The 15,963-nt window shown below is 73.7% G+C and carries 14 protein-coding genes; 7 read left to right on the forward strand and 7 right to left on the reverse strand.

Going from position 1 to position 15,963, the window contains the following annotated elements:
- Positions 1–75 precede the first annotated feature (75 nt).
- From ACWGSR_RS12755 to mreB, 3 genes are all read right to left on the reverse strand, one after another.
- Entirely contained in the window at positions 76–1,260 is a 1,185-nt protein-coding gene (locus tag ACWGSR_RS12755) for an MFS transporter (protein WP_376232727.1), read from the reverse strand.
- Between the two features lie 175 nt (positions 1,261–1,435).
- The gene (locus tag ACWGSR_RS12760; protein ID WP_453565990.1) at positions 1,436–3,037 is read right to left on the reverse strand and encodes a GAF domain-containing sensor histidine kinase; all 1,602 of its coding nucleotides are present in this window, start codon (positions 3,035–3,037) and stop codon (positions 1,436–1,438) included.
- A 54-nt stretch (positions 3,038–3,091) separates the two neighbouring features.
- The gene (mreB, locus tag ACWGSR_RS12765) at positions 3,092–4,168 is read right to left on the reverse strand and encodes a rod shape-determining protein (protein ID WP_366375764.1); all 1,077 of its coding nucleotides are present in this window, start codon (positions 4,166–4,168) and stop codon (positions 3,092–3,094) included.
- Positions 4,169–4,659: 491 nt separating this feature from the next.
- Between mreB and ACWGSR_RS12770 the strand changes: the two genes are divergently transcribed.
- Positions 4,660–5,598, forward strand: a complete 939-nt coding sequence (locus ACWGSR_RS12770; RefSeq protein WP_453565993.1) for an SCO2400 family protein — start codon at positions 4,660–4,662, stop codon at positions 5,596–5,598.
- Between the two features lie 29 nt (positions 5,599–5,627).
- On the opposite strand, the gene ACWGSR_RS12775 is transcribed toward ACWGSR_RS12770, so the two are convergent.
- Positions 5,628–6,062, reverse strand: coding sequence for a MarR family winged helix-turn-helix transcriptional regulator (locus ACWGSR_RS12775; protein WP_366375760.1), 435 nt, complete (start codon positions 6,060–6,062; stop codon positions 5,628–5,630).
- A 105-nt stretch (positions 6,063–6,167) separates the two neighbouring features.
- Here ACWGSR_RS12775 and ACWGSR_RS12780 point away from each other — a divergent pair, with 105 nt between their 5' ends.
- The 4 genes from ACWGSR_RS12780 (at position 6,168) to ACWGSR_RS12795 (ending at position 9,551) form a co-directional block, all read left to right on the forward strand.
- Positions 6,168–7,181: an NADP-dependent oxidoreductase gene (locus ACWGSR_RS12780; protein WP_376232673.1), complete on the forward strand. Its 1,014-nt coding sequence runs from the start codon at positions 6,168–6,170 to the stop codon at positions 7,179–7,181.
- Positions 7,182–7,253: 72 nt separating this feature from the next.
- Positions 7,254–7,676, forward strand: coding sequence for an organic hydroperoxide resistance protein (locus tag ACWGSR_RS12785; protein ID WP_125665179.1), 423 nt, complete (start codon positions 7,254–7,256; stop codon positions 7,674–7,676).
- A gap of 210 nt (positions 7,677–7,886) precedes the next feature.
- Positions 7,887–8,726, forward strand: coding sequence for an EI24 domain-containing protein (locus tag ACWGSR_RS12790; RefSeq protein WP_376232675.1), 840 nt, complete (start codon positions 7,887–7,889; stop codon positions 8,724–8,726).
- Positions 8,727–8,738: 12 nt separating this feature from the next.
- Entirely contained in the window at positions 8,739–9,551 is an 813-nt protein-coding gene (locus tag ACWGSR_RS12795) for a pectate lyase (RefSeq protein WP_453565998.1), read from the forward strand.
- 103 nt (positions 9,552–9,654) lie between these two features.
- On the opposite strand, the gene ACWGSR_RS12800 is transcribed toward ACWGSR_RS12795, so the two are convergent.
- A complete protein-coding gene (locus tag ACWGSR_RS12800; protein WP_453566000.1) occupies positions 9,655–10,638 on the reverse strand; it encodes a LysR family transcriptional regulator in 984 nt (327 codons plus the stop codon).
- A 291-nt stretch (positions 10,639–10,929) separates the two neighbouring features.
- Between ACWGSR_RS12800 and ACWGSR_RS12805 the strand changes: the two genes are divergently transcribed.
- Positions 10,930–13,140 carry a M4 family metallopeptidase gene (locus ACWGSR_RS12805; protein WP_453566003.1) on the forward strand — a complete coding sequence of 737 codons (2,211 nt, stop codon included), beginning with the start codon at positions 10,930–10,932 and terminating at the stop codon, positions 13,138–13,140.
- Positions 13,141–13,339: 199 nt separating this feature from the next.
- Here the strand turns inward: ACWGSR_RS12805 and ACWGSR_RS12810 are convergent, their stop codons facing one another.
- Complete coding sequence (locus ACWGSR_RS12810) at positions 13,340–14,071, reverse strand: carbon-nitrogen hydrolase family protein (protein ID WP_453566005.1); 732 nt, start codon at positions 14,069–14,071, stop codon at positions 13,340–13,342.
- A 53-nt stretch (positions 14,072–14,124) separates the two neighbouring features.
- Positions 14,125–14,700 carry a TetR/AcrR family transcriptional regulator gene (locus tag ACWGSR_RS12815; protein ID WP_376232685.1) on the reverse strand — a complete coding sequence of 192 codons (576 nt, stop codon included), beginning with the start codon at positions 14,698–14,700 and terminating at the stop codon, positions 14,125–14,127.
- Positions 14,701–14,841: 141 nt separating this feature from the next.
- On the opposite strand from ACWGSR_RS12815, the gene ACWGSR_RS12820 reads away from it, so the two are divergent.
- Positions 14,842–15,963 (forward strand): glycoside hydrolase family 3 protein (locus tag ACWGSR_RS12820; protein ID WP_453566008.1); only part of this gene is annotated, 1,122 nt, incomplete at its 3' end.

Genomic DNA, 15,963 nt, shown 5'->3' on the forward strand with positions numbered 1-15,963 from the left:
TTCCTCCCGGTCTCTCCCCGGAACCTTCCCGGCCCTTCCCGGGCGTCGTCTTCCCGGTGTCCTCCCGGTGTCTTCTCAGGAGCGGCCCGCCGTCGCCCTCGCCGGCTCGGGCTCCGGCTCCTCGCCGCCCGGACGGAGCACGCGCATCCGCCCGTACGCGTACACGCAGCCCGCGAGCGCCAGGTCGGAGAGGAGCATGAAGCCGATCGAGTACGAGTCCTTGGCGCTGTAGATCGCGCCCATCACCAGCGGCGGCAGGAAGCCGCCCAGGCCGCCCATCGCGCCGACGATGCCGGTCACGCTGCCGACCTTGGCCTGCGGGGTGACCTGGGAGACCAGGGCGAAGACCGAACCGCTCGACGTGCCGAGCCCGGCCGCCATCACCAGGAGGGCGATCGTGCCGCCCGGGTACAGCGGCGGGTCGAAGGCCTGGACGATCGCGAACAGGGCGGCCGTGCCGAGCGCGGCGGCCGTCACGAGCGCCGGGTGGAACCGGTCCGAGAGCCAGCCGCCGATCGGCCGGAAGACGACGGTGACCAGGGCGAAGCCGGCGGCCTTGGTGCCCGCGTCCGTCGGGTCCAGCTCGTACCAGGTCTTCAGGTACGTCGGCAGGTAGACGCCGAACGCGACGATGCCGCCGAAGCCGATCGCGTACAGCGCCGACAGCTCCCACGTCACCCGCAGCCGCGCCGCCGAGCCCAGCCGGGTCGCGAGCGACGCGGTGGGCACGGGCCGGTCGGGCCGGTCGGTGATGAGGAAGAAGGCGAGCACCGCGTACACGGCGAGCGCGATCGCCACCACGAGGAACGGCAGGTTCTCGCCGTGCTTCGCGATCCGGGGCGTGAAGTAGCCGGAGAGCGCCACACCGCCCATGCCCATGCCGAACACGCCGAGCGCCAGACCGCGCTTGGCGGGCGGGAACCAGGAGTTGACCAGCGGGATGCCGATCGCGAACGTGGTGCCGCCCAGGCCGAGCAGGAAGCCGACGACCAGCATCAGGCCGTAGCTGTCCTTGACCACGGTCAGGAGCAGCACGGGGACGATCGTCAGCGCCGAGAACAGCGGGAACATCGTCTTCGCCCCGTACCGGTCCGTCAGCGCGCCGGCCGGGACGCGGCCGATCGAGCCGACCAGGACGGGCACCGCGACGAGCAGCGACTGCTGGAAGGAGCTGAGGCCGAGCCGGTCGCCGTACCAGCTCGCGAGCGGTGCGATCAGGTTCCACGCCCAGAAGGTGAGCGTGAAGCCGATGGTGGCCATCACCAGGTTGCGGTAGGCCGCCGAGGTCGGGGGCTTGGTGTCGGTGTCCACCCCTCCAGTCAAGATCCGGCCCGGGGGCACGGCGCGCGGTGCTGCTCCGTACGGGGCCGTACGAACTCGCACGAGGTCCGTACGAGCCCGTACGGGGAGGTCCCCGGGCCGTCTCGGGTCCGTCTCAGGGCCAGGTCACCACGGTCGGCGGGGTCCCGTCGTCCTCGATCCGCAGCCGGACGCCCCCGTCCCCGGCCGTCACCCCGACGCTGATCGCGCCGACGCCGGACCGCCGGTGCGCCGCCGCGAGCGCCCCGCGCAGCGCGCCGAGGAGCCTGCGCTCCGTCTCCTCGTCGACGAGGGCGTCGACCGCGCCGGAGAAGTGCACGGACGGCTGGAAGCCGAGCAGGGCCGCCGCCCCGCCGGTCTCGCGCAGCACCCGGCCCCGGAAGGTCGTCGGCGCGTCCGCCGGCGGCTGCTGGAGGGCGAAGATGGCCGTGCGGACCTCCTGGATCGTGGAGTCCAGCTCGTCCACCGCCCGGCCGAGCAGCGCCTTCTCCTCGGAGGGGTCCGCCGCCCGCCGCCGGGTCGACTCCAGCATCATCTCCGTGGCGAACAGGCGCTGGACGACCAGGTCGTGCAGGTCCCGGGCGATCCGGTCCCGGTCCTCGTACACCGCGAGCCGTTCCCGGTCGTGGCGCGCGTCCGCGAGGACGAGCGCGAGCGCCGCCTGCGAGGCGAACTGCGAGGCGAGCAGCCGGTCCACCGCCGAGTACGGCGGGTCGCCGCGCCGCCGGGGGAGGGCGAGGGTGCCGATCAGCTTCCCGCCGCTCCGCAGCGGCAGCATCATCGACGGGCCGAAGCGGGACCGGACGTGGGTGGTCATCCGCGGGTCGGTCGCCGAGTCCTCGACGAAGACGGGCTCCCCGCCGAGGAGCTGGACGAGCACCGGGGAGCCGGGCGCGATCGTCGTGCCGATCAGGTCGCCCGGGTCGTCCGGGGTCGAGGCGGCGACGATCTCCATCCCGCCCTCCGGGGTGGGCTGGAGGACCACCCCGGCCGAGGCGCCGGCCAGGACGCGGGCCCGCTCGGCGACGGTCGTCAGGGCGTTCTCGGCGGACGCGCCGGTGAGCAGGGCCGTGGTCACCGCGGCGGCGCCCTCGATCCAGCGCTCCCGCTGCCGGGCCGTCTCGTACAGGCGGGCGTTGCCGATGGCGATCCCGGCCTGCGAGGCGAGGACCCGGAGGAGCGCGAGGTCCTCCTCGGTGAAGCGGCCCGCGCGCTTCTCGGTGAGGTAGAGGTTGCCGAAGACCTCGGTGTGGACCCTGATGGGGACGCCCAGGAAGGTGCGCATCTCCGGGTGCCCCCCGGGCACGCCGGCGGAGCGCGGATCGGCCGTCAGGTCGTCGAGCAGCAGCGGCCGGGGGTCCCGGACCAGGGCGCCGGTGAGACCGGTGCGGCCGTCGGGGAGGCGGCCGCACCGCCGCCGCTCCTCCTCCGTCATGCCGGCGGTGAAGAGCTCGGTGAGCCGGTGGCGCTCGGGGTCGACGACCCCGAGCGCGCCGTAGCGGGCGCCGGTCAGCTCGGTGGCGGAGTCCACGACGTGCTGGAGCGTGGCGCGCAGTTCGAGGTCCGTACCGACGCAGAGGACCGCTTCGAGCAGCAGGGGGAGGCGGGAAGGGGTTCCGTCCGGCTGCCCGGAGGGGGCCTCGGCGCGCTTCCCCGAGGGGTCTCCGGTCCGTTCCCCGGAGGCTCCTTCGTCCCTGTCCTCGTCCATGAGCGTCATGGTCTCATCGGCGGACGAAGGGGACTTTCGGGGCGCTCCGCGTGCGGCCGGGGCTCACACCTCTTCCTTCTCCTCGTCGTCGGCGAAGGGGTCCCGCACCGACAGCGGGTCCAGGACCATCGGCTCGACCTTGCCCTCCAGCATCGCGCCGAGGCCCAGGACGGCGCACACGTCCGGCCGTTCGGCGATGTGCACCGGCATCCCGGTCGCCTCGCGCAGCATCTGGTCGAGGCCCGGCAGCAGCGCGGAGCCGCCGACCATCATGATCCCCCGGTCCGCGAGGTCGGCCACCAGGTCCGGCGGGCAGTCCCGCAGCACCTTGCCGATGCCGTCGAGGACCGCCGTCAGCGGGGTGTGGATGGCCTCCCGCACGGCGGCGGTGTCGACGGTCACCGAACGGGCCAGGCCCGTGGCGACGTCCCGGCCGTGGATCTCGGTCCAGGCCGGTCCCTGGAGCGTCAGGCCGTTGCCGCTGAGGGCCAGTTGCAGCGGGCGCACCGACTGGCTCGGCAGCATCAGCTCGTGGTGGTGGCGCAGGTGCTGGATGATCGCGTGGTCGATGGCGTCGCCGCCGATCGGCATCCGCTCCGCCGTGACGATCGCGCCGAGCGAGAGCACCGCGACCTGCGTGGTCGCCGCCCCGCAGACCATGATCATGGTCGCGGTCGGCTGCTCGACGGGCAGTCCGCAGCCCACGGCCGCCGCGATCAGGGTGTCGACCAGCTCGACCCGGCGCGCCCCGAGCCCCACGAGGGTCTCCACGGTGGCGCGCTGTGCCAGCGGGTCGCTGCCGTGCGGGGTGCACGCGGCGGCGCGCAGCCGGGGCTTGCGGCGCAGCTGCCGGCGCAGCTTCTCGCCCAGGAGGTGGCGGAGCATCCGCTGCGCCATCTCGATGTCGACGACCGTGCCGCCCGAGACCGGGCGCACGACCCGGATGTAGTCGGGGGTGCGGCCGGTCATCTTCTCGGCCAGCTCGCCCACGGCGATCAGCGCGCCGGTACGGGTGTTGACGGCGGCGACGCTCGGCTCGTCGACGACGAGTCCGGCGCCCTTGACGAAGACCCGGGTGCGGGAGGCACCCAGGTCGACGGCGACATGGCAGCGGCGCAGCTGCTCAAGGCTGACGGTCATGGCGGATCCTCCGGGGTGCGGTGCCGGCACGTGCGAGGTGGTGCGCGGTCCTCCTCGCATCGTCCGGCCGTCCGGCCCCGTGCGCGCGCTGGGCTGCGCCGGCCGGGGGCCGGGAGGGGGCTTCGGGGGCGGTCGGGGCGATTCCCGTGGCGGGCGCGCCAGTGGCCGGGGCGGTTCCGGGGAGCGCACCCGTGTGCGGCCGGGGCGGCTTCGGGAGCGGGTTCGTGAACGGTCGGGGCGGGCTCGCGCGTGGCCGGAGCGATTCCCGTGGCGGACCCGCGAGTGGCCGGGGCCGCCTCGGAAGCGGTTCCTCCGCTGCCGGTCGAACCCTCCGGAGCCGGTCGGCTCCGGAGGGTTCGGAGTGATCCGGAGCCGATCCTTCCCGAAGCGGGAGAATCGCGACGCACCGCCGTCGACCTGCGGTTTCCTCACAGGATCCTCACGTCCGTGCCTATCTGGCGGAGCGCCGGGCCGCATAGCCTGCGGGCCCCATGGACTACTGCCACGCGTGCCGGCGGCATCTCAACGGGGCCCTCGCCTGCGCAGGGTGCGGGACCCCCGTGGAGGAGCTGCGGTACGAGACCCCCCGCACCAGCGCCCCCGGGCAGGGACCGGCCACGACCCCGGCTCCGGCTCCCGCCCCGGGCGCGGCTCCCGAGCACGTCTACGAACTGGACGTCGTCGAGCCGCCCCGTCCGCCCGCCGGCGGCGGCCGCTGCGCCGCCCGCACCGCCGCGCGGGGCCGTTCCGCGCGCCGGGGGAAGCGGTCGCGGACGCGCCGGGGCCGTACCGTCCTGCTGGGGACGGTCGGACTGGTGCTCGCGGCCGGCGCGCTGAGCATGGCGGGGCTGGCCCTGGAGGAGCCGCCGCGGGGCGGTGCCGCCACGGCCGTCCAGGAGCTGGAGGTCACCGAGGTCCCGCTGCCGCCCGACCCCGTCGAGAGCACCGGGGCGCCGGACGACTCCGGCCCGGCCCCGGTGACGGGCGCGCCGGACTCCGCCTCCACCCGCCCCCACCGGGTCTCCGCGGACTCCACGGCCGGAGCGGGCAGGGGATCCGGCACGGGTGCCGGTACGGGCGCCGGTACGGGACCGGGTGTCGGCGAGGAGCCGGGCGGCGGCTCCGGCACGGCGCCCGGCGAAGGACCCGGCGGCTCGGGCACCGGCGGCTCCGGTCCCGGCCCGGCCGCGGGTCAGGGCGGCGGCGGCGCCCCGGGGCAGTCGCCGGACGTCACGTCCTCCGCCTCCCCCTCCGGCCCGCCCGGCGCGACCCCGTCCGCGGGCGACCCGACGTCCTCCGGCCCCGGAGGGCCCGGGAGTCCGGGGAAGCCCGGCCGGCCCACGCCCCCGGCCACCGGGCCCGCGCCGACCACGGCTCCGACGCCGGAACCGACGCCGACCTGCACCCGCTTCCTCTGGTGGTGCGTGTAGGGGCCCGGAGGCCTACCCGGGTGCGAGCCCTACGCCGGGACCTCGCCCAGCATCCGCTTCAGCAGGTCCCGCAGCAGGGCCCGCTCGACCTCGGTCAGCTCGCCGAGCGGCTCGCGCGCGAAGTCGAGCGACTCGCGCAGCCGGCGGGCGACGGTCCGGCCCTCGTCCGTGGGGACGGCCAGCTTGACCCGCCGGTCGTCCGGGGCGGGGCGGCGCTCCACGAGGCCGCGCGCCTCCAGGCGGTCGACTATCCCGGTGATGTTGGACGGCTCGCACTTCAGTTTCTGGGCGATGCGGCGCATCGGCAGCGGTTCGAGCGAGAGCAGGCCGAGGACCCGGGCCTGGGCGCCGGTCAGCGCGTGCTGGGCGGCCGCCTGCTCGTACTCCTCGTAGTAACGCGCCACGACCGTGCCGATCAGCTCGACGACTTCGAGGGTGAGGGGGTCCGTGCGTGAGGTGGCCATGGGTCCCATCCTACCCGGATACTTGACAACATGAAATATCAAGGAGCATGGTTGTTTCAGGCAGTGAACCTTTGTTGATCTGAAGCTTTTCTGGAGGCCGTGCCCATGTCCGCTCTTCCCGCGTCCAGCCGTGAGTGGCACCTCGTCGCCCGCCCGCACGGCTGGCCCGTCCCCGCGGACTTCGCCCTGCGCGAGACCCCGGTCGCCGAGCCCGCCGAAGGCCGGATCCTGGTGCGCAACAAGCACTTCTCCGTCGACCCGTACATGCGCGGCCGGATGAACGACGTGAAGTCGTACGTCCCGCCGTTCAAGCTCGACCACCCCATGGACGGCGGCGCGGTCGGCGAGGTCGTCGCGTCGAACGCCGAGGGCTTCGCCGTCGGCGACCACGTGCTGCACGGCCTCGGCTGGCGCGAGTACGCCGACGTGCCCGCCAAGCACGCGACCAAGGTCGACCCGGACCTCGCGCCCCTCTCCGCCTACCTCGGCGTGCTCGGCATGACCGGCCTCACGGCCTACGCCGGCCTCTTCGAGGTCGCCTCCTTCAAGGAGGGCGACGCCGTCTTCGTCTCCGGCGCGGCCGGCGCCGTCGGCAGCCAGGTCGGCCAGATGGCCCGGCTCAAGGGCGCCTCCCGGGTCATCGGCTCGGCCGGCTCCGACGAGAAGGTCAAGTGGCTGGTCGAGGAGCTCGGCTTCGACGCCGCGTTCAACTACAAGAACGGCCCGGTGAGGGACCAGCTCCGGGAGGCCGCCCCGGACGGCATCGACGTCTACTTCGACAACGTCGGCGGGGACCACCTCGAAGCCGCGATCTCCTCGCTCAAGGTGCACGGCCGCGCCACCATCTGCGGCATGATCGCCCAGTACAACGACACCGAGCCGACCCCCGGCCCGCGCAACATGGCGCAGATCATCGGCAAGCGGCTCCGCCTCCAGGGCGTCCTCGTCGGCGACCACTACGACCTCCAGGGGCAGTTCGTCCGCGAGGTCGGCGGCTGGCTCGCCGCCGGCGAGCTCAAGCACCGCGAGACCTTCGCCGAGGGCATCGAGAACGGCGTGGACGCCTTCCTCGGGATGCTGCGCGGCGACAACACCGGGAAGATGATCGTCACGGTGTGACCCGCTAGGCTTCCCCCAGCCGTCGCGATCGTGGGCGCGAGTCGCGGCGAACCGCAGAAGGAAGTACCCAGCATGTCCATCCAGCACTCCGACGTCCTCTACACCGCGGTCGCCACCGCCGAGAACGGGCGTGACGGACGCGTCGCCACCGACGACGGCAAGCTCGACGTCGTCGTCAACCCGCCCAAGGCCATGGGCGGCTCCGGCGAGGGCACCAACCCCGAGCAGCTCTTCGCGGCCGGCTACAGCGCCTGCTTCCAGGGCGCCCTCGGGGTCGTCGCCCGCAACGAGAACGCCGACGTCTCCGGCTCGACGGTCACCGCTGAGGTCGGCATCGGCAAGAACGACGACGGCTTCGGCATCATCGTCAAGATCTCGGCGACCATCCCGAACGTGGACGCCGAGACCGCCAAGAGCCTCATCGAGAAGGCCCACCAGGTCTGCCCGTACTCCAAGGCGACCCGCGGCAACATCACGGTGGAGCTCGCGGTCTGACCCGGACGCGCACCGTCGTACGAGGACCGCACCCCGGCCGGCCCGGGGTGCGGTCCTCGCCGCGTCGGGGGGTGGACCCCGGCCGGAAACGGGTCCCGGCCGGAGACCGGATCCCGGCCGGCAACAGGCCCCGGCCGGAGACCGGATCCCGGCGGGTGGCGGCCTCCGGCCGGAAACGGGCCCCCGAACGCCCCCGATAGGGTGACCCCCATGCGTGATCTCGGGGTGGGTTTCGGTTACCTGGTCAAGGGCCAGAAGTGGGTGGCCAAGCACGGACGCTGGTTCGGATTCGGGCTGCTGCCCGGACTCGTGACCCTCGTCCTCTACGCGGGCGCCCTCGTCGGACTCGGCTACGGCGCCGACGACCTGGCCGCCTGGGCGACCCCGTTCGCCGACGACTGGACCTCGCCCTGGCTCGACGTCCTGCGCGGCACCCTCACGGCCCTCGTCTTCGTCTTCGGCCTCTTCCTCGCCGTCATCACCTTCACCGCCGTCACCCTCCTCGTCGGCCAGCCCTTCTACGAGTCGCTCTCCGAGGCGGTCGACCGCAGCGAGGGCGGCGAGGTGCCCGAGTCCGGGCTCCCGCTCTGGCGCGAGCTGTGGATCTCGGCCCGGGACAGCCTGCGGATCCTGCTGCGGGTCGCGTTCTACGGCGTCCTGCTCTTCGCCTGCGGCTTCATCCCGGTGGTCGGCCAGACCGTCGTCCCCGCCGTCGGCTTCTGCGTCTCCGGCTTCTTCCTCACCGAGGAGCTGACCTCCGTCGCCCTCCAGCGCCGGGGCGTCGAGTTCAAGGAGCGGCTGCGGCTGCTGCGCGGACGCCGGTCCGCCGTCCTGGGCTTCGGAGTCCCGCTGACCCTCGCCTTCCTCGTGCCCGTCGTCGCCGTCTTCCTGATGCCGGGCGCGGTCGCCGGCGCCACCCTGATGGCCCGCGACCTGCGCGGCGAGGACGGCGACGCGGACCGGGACGACGATTCCCCGGAGAACGGGCGGCACGACGGCAACCTTCCTCCGTCCGGCGGCGACCAGGGGGTGCACCACCTCCCCCACTGACGAAGGAGCACGATGACCTCCCACCAGCGGAAGACCGGCCGCCGCCGCGCCCTCATCGGCGGACTGAGCGCCCTCGGCATCACCGGCGCCGCCGTCGTCACGAGCACCCTGCTCGCCCCTGCCGGCGCGGCGACGGGCTCCTGGCCCCGGGCCGAGGGCAGTACGCCGGTCGCCGGCACCATCGAGGTCTCGGGCACGTACGACGGCGGGCTCAAGCGCTTCCACGGCACCGGCGCCCTCGGCTCGGACGGCCAGGACGAGAGCCAGAAGCCGGTCTTCGTCCTGAAGGACGGCGCGGTCCTCAAGAACGTGATCATCGGGACCCCCGCCGCCGACGGCGTCCACTGCCTGGGCAGTTGCACCCTCCGGAACGTCTGGTGGGAGAACGTCGGCGAGGACGCCGCCACCTTCAAGGGCACCTCGGCCACGTCCGTGTACACCGTCCACGGCGGCGGCGCCAAGGGTGCCTCCGACAAGGTCTTCCAGTTCAACGGCGCGGGCAAGCTGGTCGTGACCAGGTTCCAGGTCTCCGACTTCGGCAAGCTCGTCCGCTCCTGCGGCAACTGCGAGAAGCAGTACGCCCGCACGATCATCCTCAACGACGTCGACGTCACCGCCCCCGGCAAGGCGATCGTCGGAGTCAACGCCAACTACGGCGACACCGCCGCCCTGCGGAACGTACGGATCCACGGCGACGCCAAGAAGAAGATCGAGCCGTGCACCCGCTTCACCGGCAACAACGCCGGCAAGGAGCCCAAGGCGATCGGCACCGGCCCGTACGGCACCACCTGCCGCTACTCGCCCGGGGACCTCTCCTACGAGTGATCCCGGGGGCCGTCGCGAGTGACCCCGAGACCCACCGCGCACGACCCCGGCCCCCGCCACGCGTGACTCCGAAAGCCGCCACGCGTGACCCCGGGGGCCGCCCCTACGCGCGGCCCTCCCCGGGAAGGTCCTCCAGGGCCGGGTGCAGCTCCGGCCGGGCCTCCCACCACTCCCGGTGGAAGGCGTTCGTGCCCACGTTCGCCACGTAGGCCCCGGCCGCCGCCCGGTACAGCAGCTCCGCGTGCCGGGCGGGCACCGCCGACCTGTTCCAGGCCAGCCGGATCCGCCCGGCCACCGGATCGCCCTCCAGCGGGCGCAGCACCGTCCCCGCGGCCGGCGGCGCCGTCGGCTGGCTCAGCGAGATCGCCCGGCCCGCCGCGATCAGGTCGTAGTGCATCTTGCGGTCGGCCACCCGGTGCCGGAGCAGGGGAGCGAACCCGGCCCGCGCACAGGCCGCGGCCAGCGCCTCCGGACCGCCGTCGTCGTCCTCCACCAGCGTCATCCAGGACTCGCCCGCCAGCTCCGCGAGCGCGATCCGCTCCTTCGCGGCCAGCGGGTGCCCCGCCGAAAGGCGCACGCAGAACGGCTCCTTGGGGACCAGCGTCCGGGCCGTCACGCCCTCCGGCAGCGGCACCTCGTGGTCGTTGACCTCGCCGTACAGCACGGCGTCGTACCGGCCCGCGCCGAGCTGCCGGGTCAGCGTGGTCACCGAGTGTTCCACGGTCACCGCGATCTCCCGCCCCGCCAGGACCTCTTCGAGCCGCTCCATCAGCCGGTCCACCAGGACGAGCAGGATGCAGCCGAGCCGCAGCGGGGCGTCCGGCGCGACGGCCCGCGCACCGGCCGCCAGCGCGTCCATCTCGCCCAGGACCAGCCGCGCCTTGGCGAGGACGAACTCACCGAGCGGCGTGGGCTCCACACCGCTGCGGCCGCGCAGGAACAGCTCCCCGCCCGCGACCCGCTCGATCCGCCGCAACTGCGCCGAAAGGGCCGGCTGCGAGACCCCGAGACGCACCGCCGCGCGCCCCAGACTGCCCGCCTCCGCTATCCGGCAGACGGCCTCCAGATGCCTCAACTCCAGCTGCATTTCAGCAGCGTACGCAGCACCGCGCGGCCGCACCATAACCCGCGTCTTATGCCGCATGGGATGTCCCGGACCGGCCGTGTCCACGCCCATACTCGGCGCGACGATCCGACTTCCCCACTCCGGATCCACACCCCGACCCCCACTCCGGATCCACACCCCGGATCCCCACCCCGGTCCCACACCCCGACCCCCACTCCGGATCCCGCACCCCGGACCACCGGCCCGACCCCACACACCGGACCACCGGCCCGGAATCCCCACCCCGGATCCCCCACCCCGAACGGAGCACCCGTGCACCCCTTCAGACTCACGGCGGCCGTGGCCGCCCTGGCGCTCTCGGCGAGCCTCGCGACCGCCCTCGCCGGCCCCGCCACCGCCGCTCCGCAGGCCCCGTCCGGACCGCAGGCCCAGCCCGTACCGCCCGGACACGGCCGGTCCCTCGCCCTGGCCGCCGCCGACACCGCCGCCGAGAGCGGCCTCGACGAACTGCGGCACGACGCCGGCGAGGAGCTCGTCCGCACCTCCGTCACCCCCTGGGCGAACGGCCTGTACTACGCCGCCTACGAGCGCACCTACAAGGGCCTCCCGGTCGCCGGCGGCGGCGACGCGGTCGTCCTCACCGACTCCACGGGCACGGTCCGCGAGGTCACCGGCGCCAAGGCCCCCGCGATCCGGCTCGCCACCACCACCGCCAAGGTCCCCGCCGCCGCGGCGCTCGCCACCGCCCGCGGGCAGCTCGCCTCCGTCGAGTCCGCGAGCACCCCCGAACTGACCGTGCTCCTCAAGGCCGGCAAGCCCGTCCTGACCTGGCACACCCTGGTCGTCGGCCGGACCGCGAAGGGCGCCCCCAGCTCGCTCGACACCCACGTCGACGCGCGCACCGGGGCCGTCGCGCGGTCGACCGAGAAGATCCTGCACGCCGACGGCCGCGGCTACCACAACGGCAACGTCACCATCGACACCGCCGCGAACTCCATGACCGACACCACCCGCGGCTCCTTCAAGTGCGGCGGCCAGAACGGCAGCGCCTACACCGGCACTCCGCCCTGGGGCAACAACGGCGCCAACGACCTGGTGACCGCCTGCGTCGACATCATGTACGCGGCGCAGAAGGAACACTCCATGCTCAAGGAGTGGTTCGGCTACAACGGCCAGAACGGACAGGGCGGCATGGTCCCGGCCCGCGCCGGGCTGAGCGAGGTCAACGCCTACTACGACGGCACGAAGACCACCTACGGCCGCAACCGGAACGGCACCAACCAGCTCACCGGCATCGACGTCGTGGCCCACGAGTACGGCCACGAGATATTCGACCGGACCCCGGGCAGCGCCGGCTCCTCCAACGAGAACGGCGGCCTCAACGAGTCCACCGGCGACATCTTCGGCGCGCTCACCGAGCACTACGCCGACAACCCGAACGACACCCCGGACTACACGGTCGGCGAGGAGCTGAACTTCACCGGCAACAACCAGCCGATCCGCAACATGTACAACCCGTCGCTGATCAACAACGACCCCAACTGCTACCCGCAGCTCACCTCGGGCACCGAGGTGCACGCGGCGGCCGGCCCGCAGAACCACTGGTTCTACCTGCTCGCCGAGGGCTCCAACCCGGGCGGCGGCAAGCCCAGCAGCCCCATATGTTCCGGCGGCCCCTCCTCCGTGACCGGCATCGGCATCCAGAAGGCCGGCAAGGTCTTCATGGGCGCCCTGCTCATGAAGACCTCCTCCTGGAACCACCTCGCCGCCCGCAGGGCGACCCTGACCAGCGCCAAGAACACCTACGGCAGCGCCGAGTGCAACGCGGTGAAGGCGGCCTGGAACGCGGTCGGCGTCCCCGCCCAGTCCGGTGAGACCGACTGCGGCGGCTCCACCACCCCGGACTTCTCGCTCGCTCTGAACCCGTCCTCGGGCTCGGTCCAGGCCGGCGCCTCCGTCACCTCCACGGTCAACACCAGCACCGTCGGCGGCAACGCGCAGACCGTCCAGCTCTCCGCGAGCGGCGCCCCGAACGGCGTCACCGTCTCCTTCAGCCCCTCCTCGGTGACCTCCGGCAACTCCGCCACGATGACGGTCCAGGTCGCGGCGGGCACCGCCAATGGCACGTACCCGATCACCGTCACCGGTACGGGCTCCGCCACCCACACCGTCACCTACCAGCTGTCGGTCGGCTCGACGACCCCGCCCACCGGCTGCGCCAACGCCCAGCGCACCTACCAGGGCAGCCTGACGTCCGGCCAGACCGCGGTCCAGCCCGACGGCTCGTACTACTACGCGGCGACGTCCGGCACCCACACGGGCTGCCTGCGCGGCCCGGCCGGCCAGGACTACGACCTGTACCTCCAGAAGTGGAACGGGTACGGCTGGACCGACGTGGCCGTGGGCGGCACGGCGACCGCCGACGAGAACACCAGCTACAACGGCACCGCCGGCTACTACCGGTACGTGGTCCACGCGTACAGCGGCTCCGGTGCCTACACGCTGGGTCTGAGCGCCCCGTAGCGGGCCGGGGGTCCCGTCACGGGGTCCCGCGCCGGGCGGCCGACCCGACGGCCGCCCGGCGTCCGCGCGCGCCCGGGACCCACAAGACCTGCCCGACCTCCCGGACCTCCCGGACCTCTCAGAAGACCTCCCGGACCTCTCAGAAGACCTCTCGGACCTCCCCGCCCTCTCAGAAGACCTCCCCGACCTCCCCGCCCCCTCAGAAGACCTCCCGGACCTCCCCGACCCCGGCGAGGACGAAGCCCGGCCGGTCCGGGCCCGCGTCCGCCAGCCGCTCCCCGTCCGGCCCCCAGACCCCGGCGCCGCCCTGTCCCACCCCGTCCTCGTTGCTCCCGAGGACGTTGCCGAGCACCACGTACAGGCCGAAGTCCCGCGCCCGCACCGGGTACACCTCGGTGAACGAGTCGTTGCCGGCGGTCAGCACCGAACTCGCCAGGTACACCGCGCAGCCGTCGGCCGCGGCCCGCTCGGCGAGCTCCGGGAAGCGGTTGTCGTAGCAGGTGGCCGTCGCGAACCGGACCCCGTCGAGCGCGAACCGCCCGTCCGCCGTCCCCGGCGCGAACACCTCCCGCTCGACGCCGTACAGGTGCCGCTTGTCGTAGCGGGCGAGGAGCCCGCCGTCCGGGCCGATCACCAGCGAGGTGATGCCGGGCCGCCCGTCGGCCGTCCGCACCGGCCCGTTGACCACGGCCGCCGCCGACACCGCGCGGCACGCCTCCCGCACGGGGGCGAGCCGGGGGTCGTCCTCGGCGAGGACCAGACCGGGGGAGTCCCGTATCAGCGCGGGCTCGTACCCGCTCAGACAGAGCTCGGCGAAGACGACCACGCGGGCCCCCGCCTCCCCGGCCTCCCGGACCAGGCCGGCGACGGTGCGCACGTTGGCGTCGATGTCCCCGGCGACCGGGGCGAACTGGGTGGCTGCGACGATCATGACCTCATCATCCCGCCCGTGGTCCGGTACGGGTCACGAAGGGCCGCGACGGGCTACGAGGGGTTCCCGCCGCCGTACAGCAGCCGTACGAAGTCCCGGAAGGCGCCGGGCATGTCGACCGCCGACGGGTCCAGGAGCCACTGGTACTGGAGGCCGTCCATCACCGCCGTGAGCAGCGGCGCCGCGCGCTCCGGGGTGAGGCCGCCGGGCAGCCGCTCGCCGAACTCCAGGCGCAGCACCTCCGCCATGTGCGCCCGCACCTGGGCGTACCGCTCGGTGAAGAACTCCCGCGCCGGATGTCCGTCCGTGACGCTCTCGCCGAGCAGCGCGGAGAAGGTCTGCACGATCCCGGGGCGCATCGCGTTGTACTCCACGAGGGAGTCGACCAGGTCGAGGCGCCATCCCTCGCGCCCCCCGCCGCCGCTCGTGTCCCAGTGGTCCCGCTCTTCCAGAACCGCGACGAGCAGGGCCTCCTTGGTCGGGAAGTAGTGCAGCAGTCCCTGCTGGGTCAGTCCGACGCGCTCGGCGACGGCGGCGAGCGTGGCGCCCCGGTAGCCGCGCTCGGCGATCACTTCGAGGGCGGCGCGCACGATGACCGCGCGCCGCTCCTCGCTCCTGGCCCGCACCATCCCCGGGGCTCCCTTCCGAAAGTCCGTCCGGACAGGACCGTACCTCTTCATACAAGTAACAGAATCATCACATCACCTACCTCCCTACAGGGAAACCGGTGCACGATGGGGCCATCGGCACGTCGACGAGGAGGTACGGCCATGGCGGAGAGCGGCGCGGACGCGGGCACGGCGGGGGAGGCCGCCCGGGAGGCGGTCGTCGAGGCGGCCCTCGGCAGGCTCGACCTGGACGCCAAGGCCCGGCTGCTCGGCGGCCGGGACATGTGGAGCCTGCACCCCCTGCCCGAGATCGGCCTCGCGTCCCTGGTCATGTCCGACGGCCCCGTCGGCGTCCGGGGCGTCCGCTGGACCGCCGACGACCCCTCCGTCGCCCTGCCCTCCCCGACCGCGCTCGCCGCCGCCTGGGACCCCGCCCTCGCCCGCCGGGCCGGCCGGCTCCTCGCCCAGGAGGCCCGCCGCAAGGGCGTCCACGTCCTGCTCGCCCCCACCGTCAACCTGCACCGCAGCCCCCTCGGCGGCCGCCACTTCGAGGCCTGCTCCGAGGACCCCCTCCTCACCGGCGCGATCGGCACCGGCTACGTCCTGGGCGTCCAGGACGGCGGGGTCGGCACCACCGTCAAGCACTTCGTCGCCAACGACGCCGAGACCGACCGCTTCACCGTCGACAACCGCGTCGCGCCCCGCCCGCTCCGCGAGCTCTACCTCGCCCCCTTCGAGGCCATCGTCAAGAACGCCCGCCCCTGGGGCATCATGACCGCGTACAACCAGGTCAACGGCGTGACCATGACCGAACACCACGAGCTGGTGAACGAGGTCCTGCGCGGCGAATGGGGCTTCGACGGCCTCAACGTCTCCGACTGGACGGCCGCCCGCTCCACCGCCGGCGCCCTCCGGGGCGGCCTCGACGTCGCCATGCCCGGACCGGCCACCGTCTACGGCGAGCCCCTCGCCGCCGCCGTACGCGCCGGGGAGGTGGAGGAGTCCGCCGTCGACACCGCCGTCCGCCGCGTCCTGCGGCTCGCCGCCCGCGTCGGCGCCCTCGAAGGCGCCCCGCCGGCCGTCACCGAACCCCCGGCCCCGATCGACGGCGACGCCCTGGCCCGCGAGATCGCCCACCGCGGCTTCGTCCTCGTACGCAACGAGGCCGCCGTACGGGACGGGGACGCCGTACGCAACGAGGCCGCCGTACGGGACGGGGACGCCGTACGCAACGAGGCCGCCGTACGGGACGGGGACGCCGTACGCAACGAGGCCGCCGTACCG

The sequence above is a fragment of the Streptomyces sp. NPDC055632 genome, from assembly GCF_053618675.1.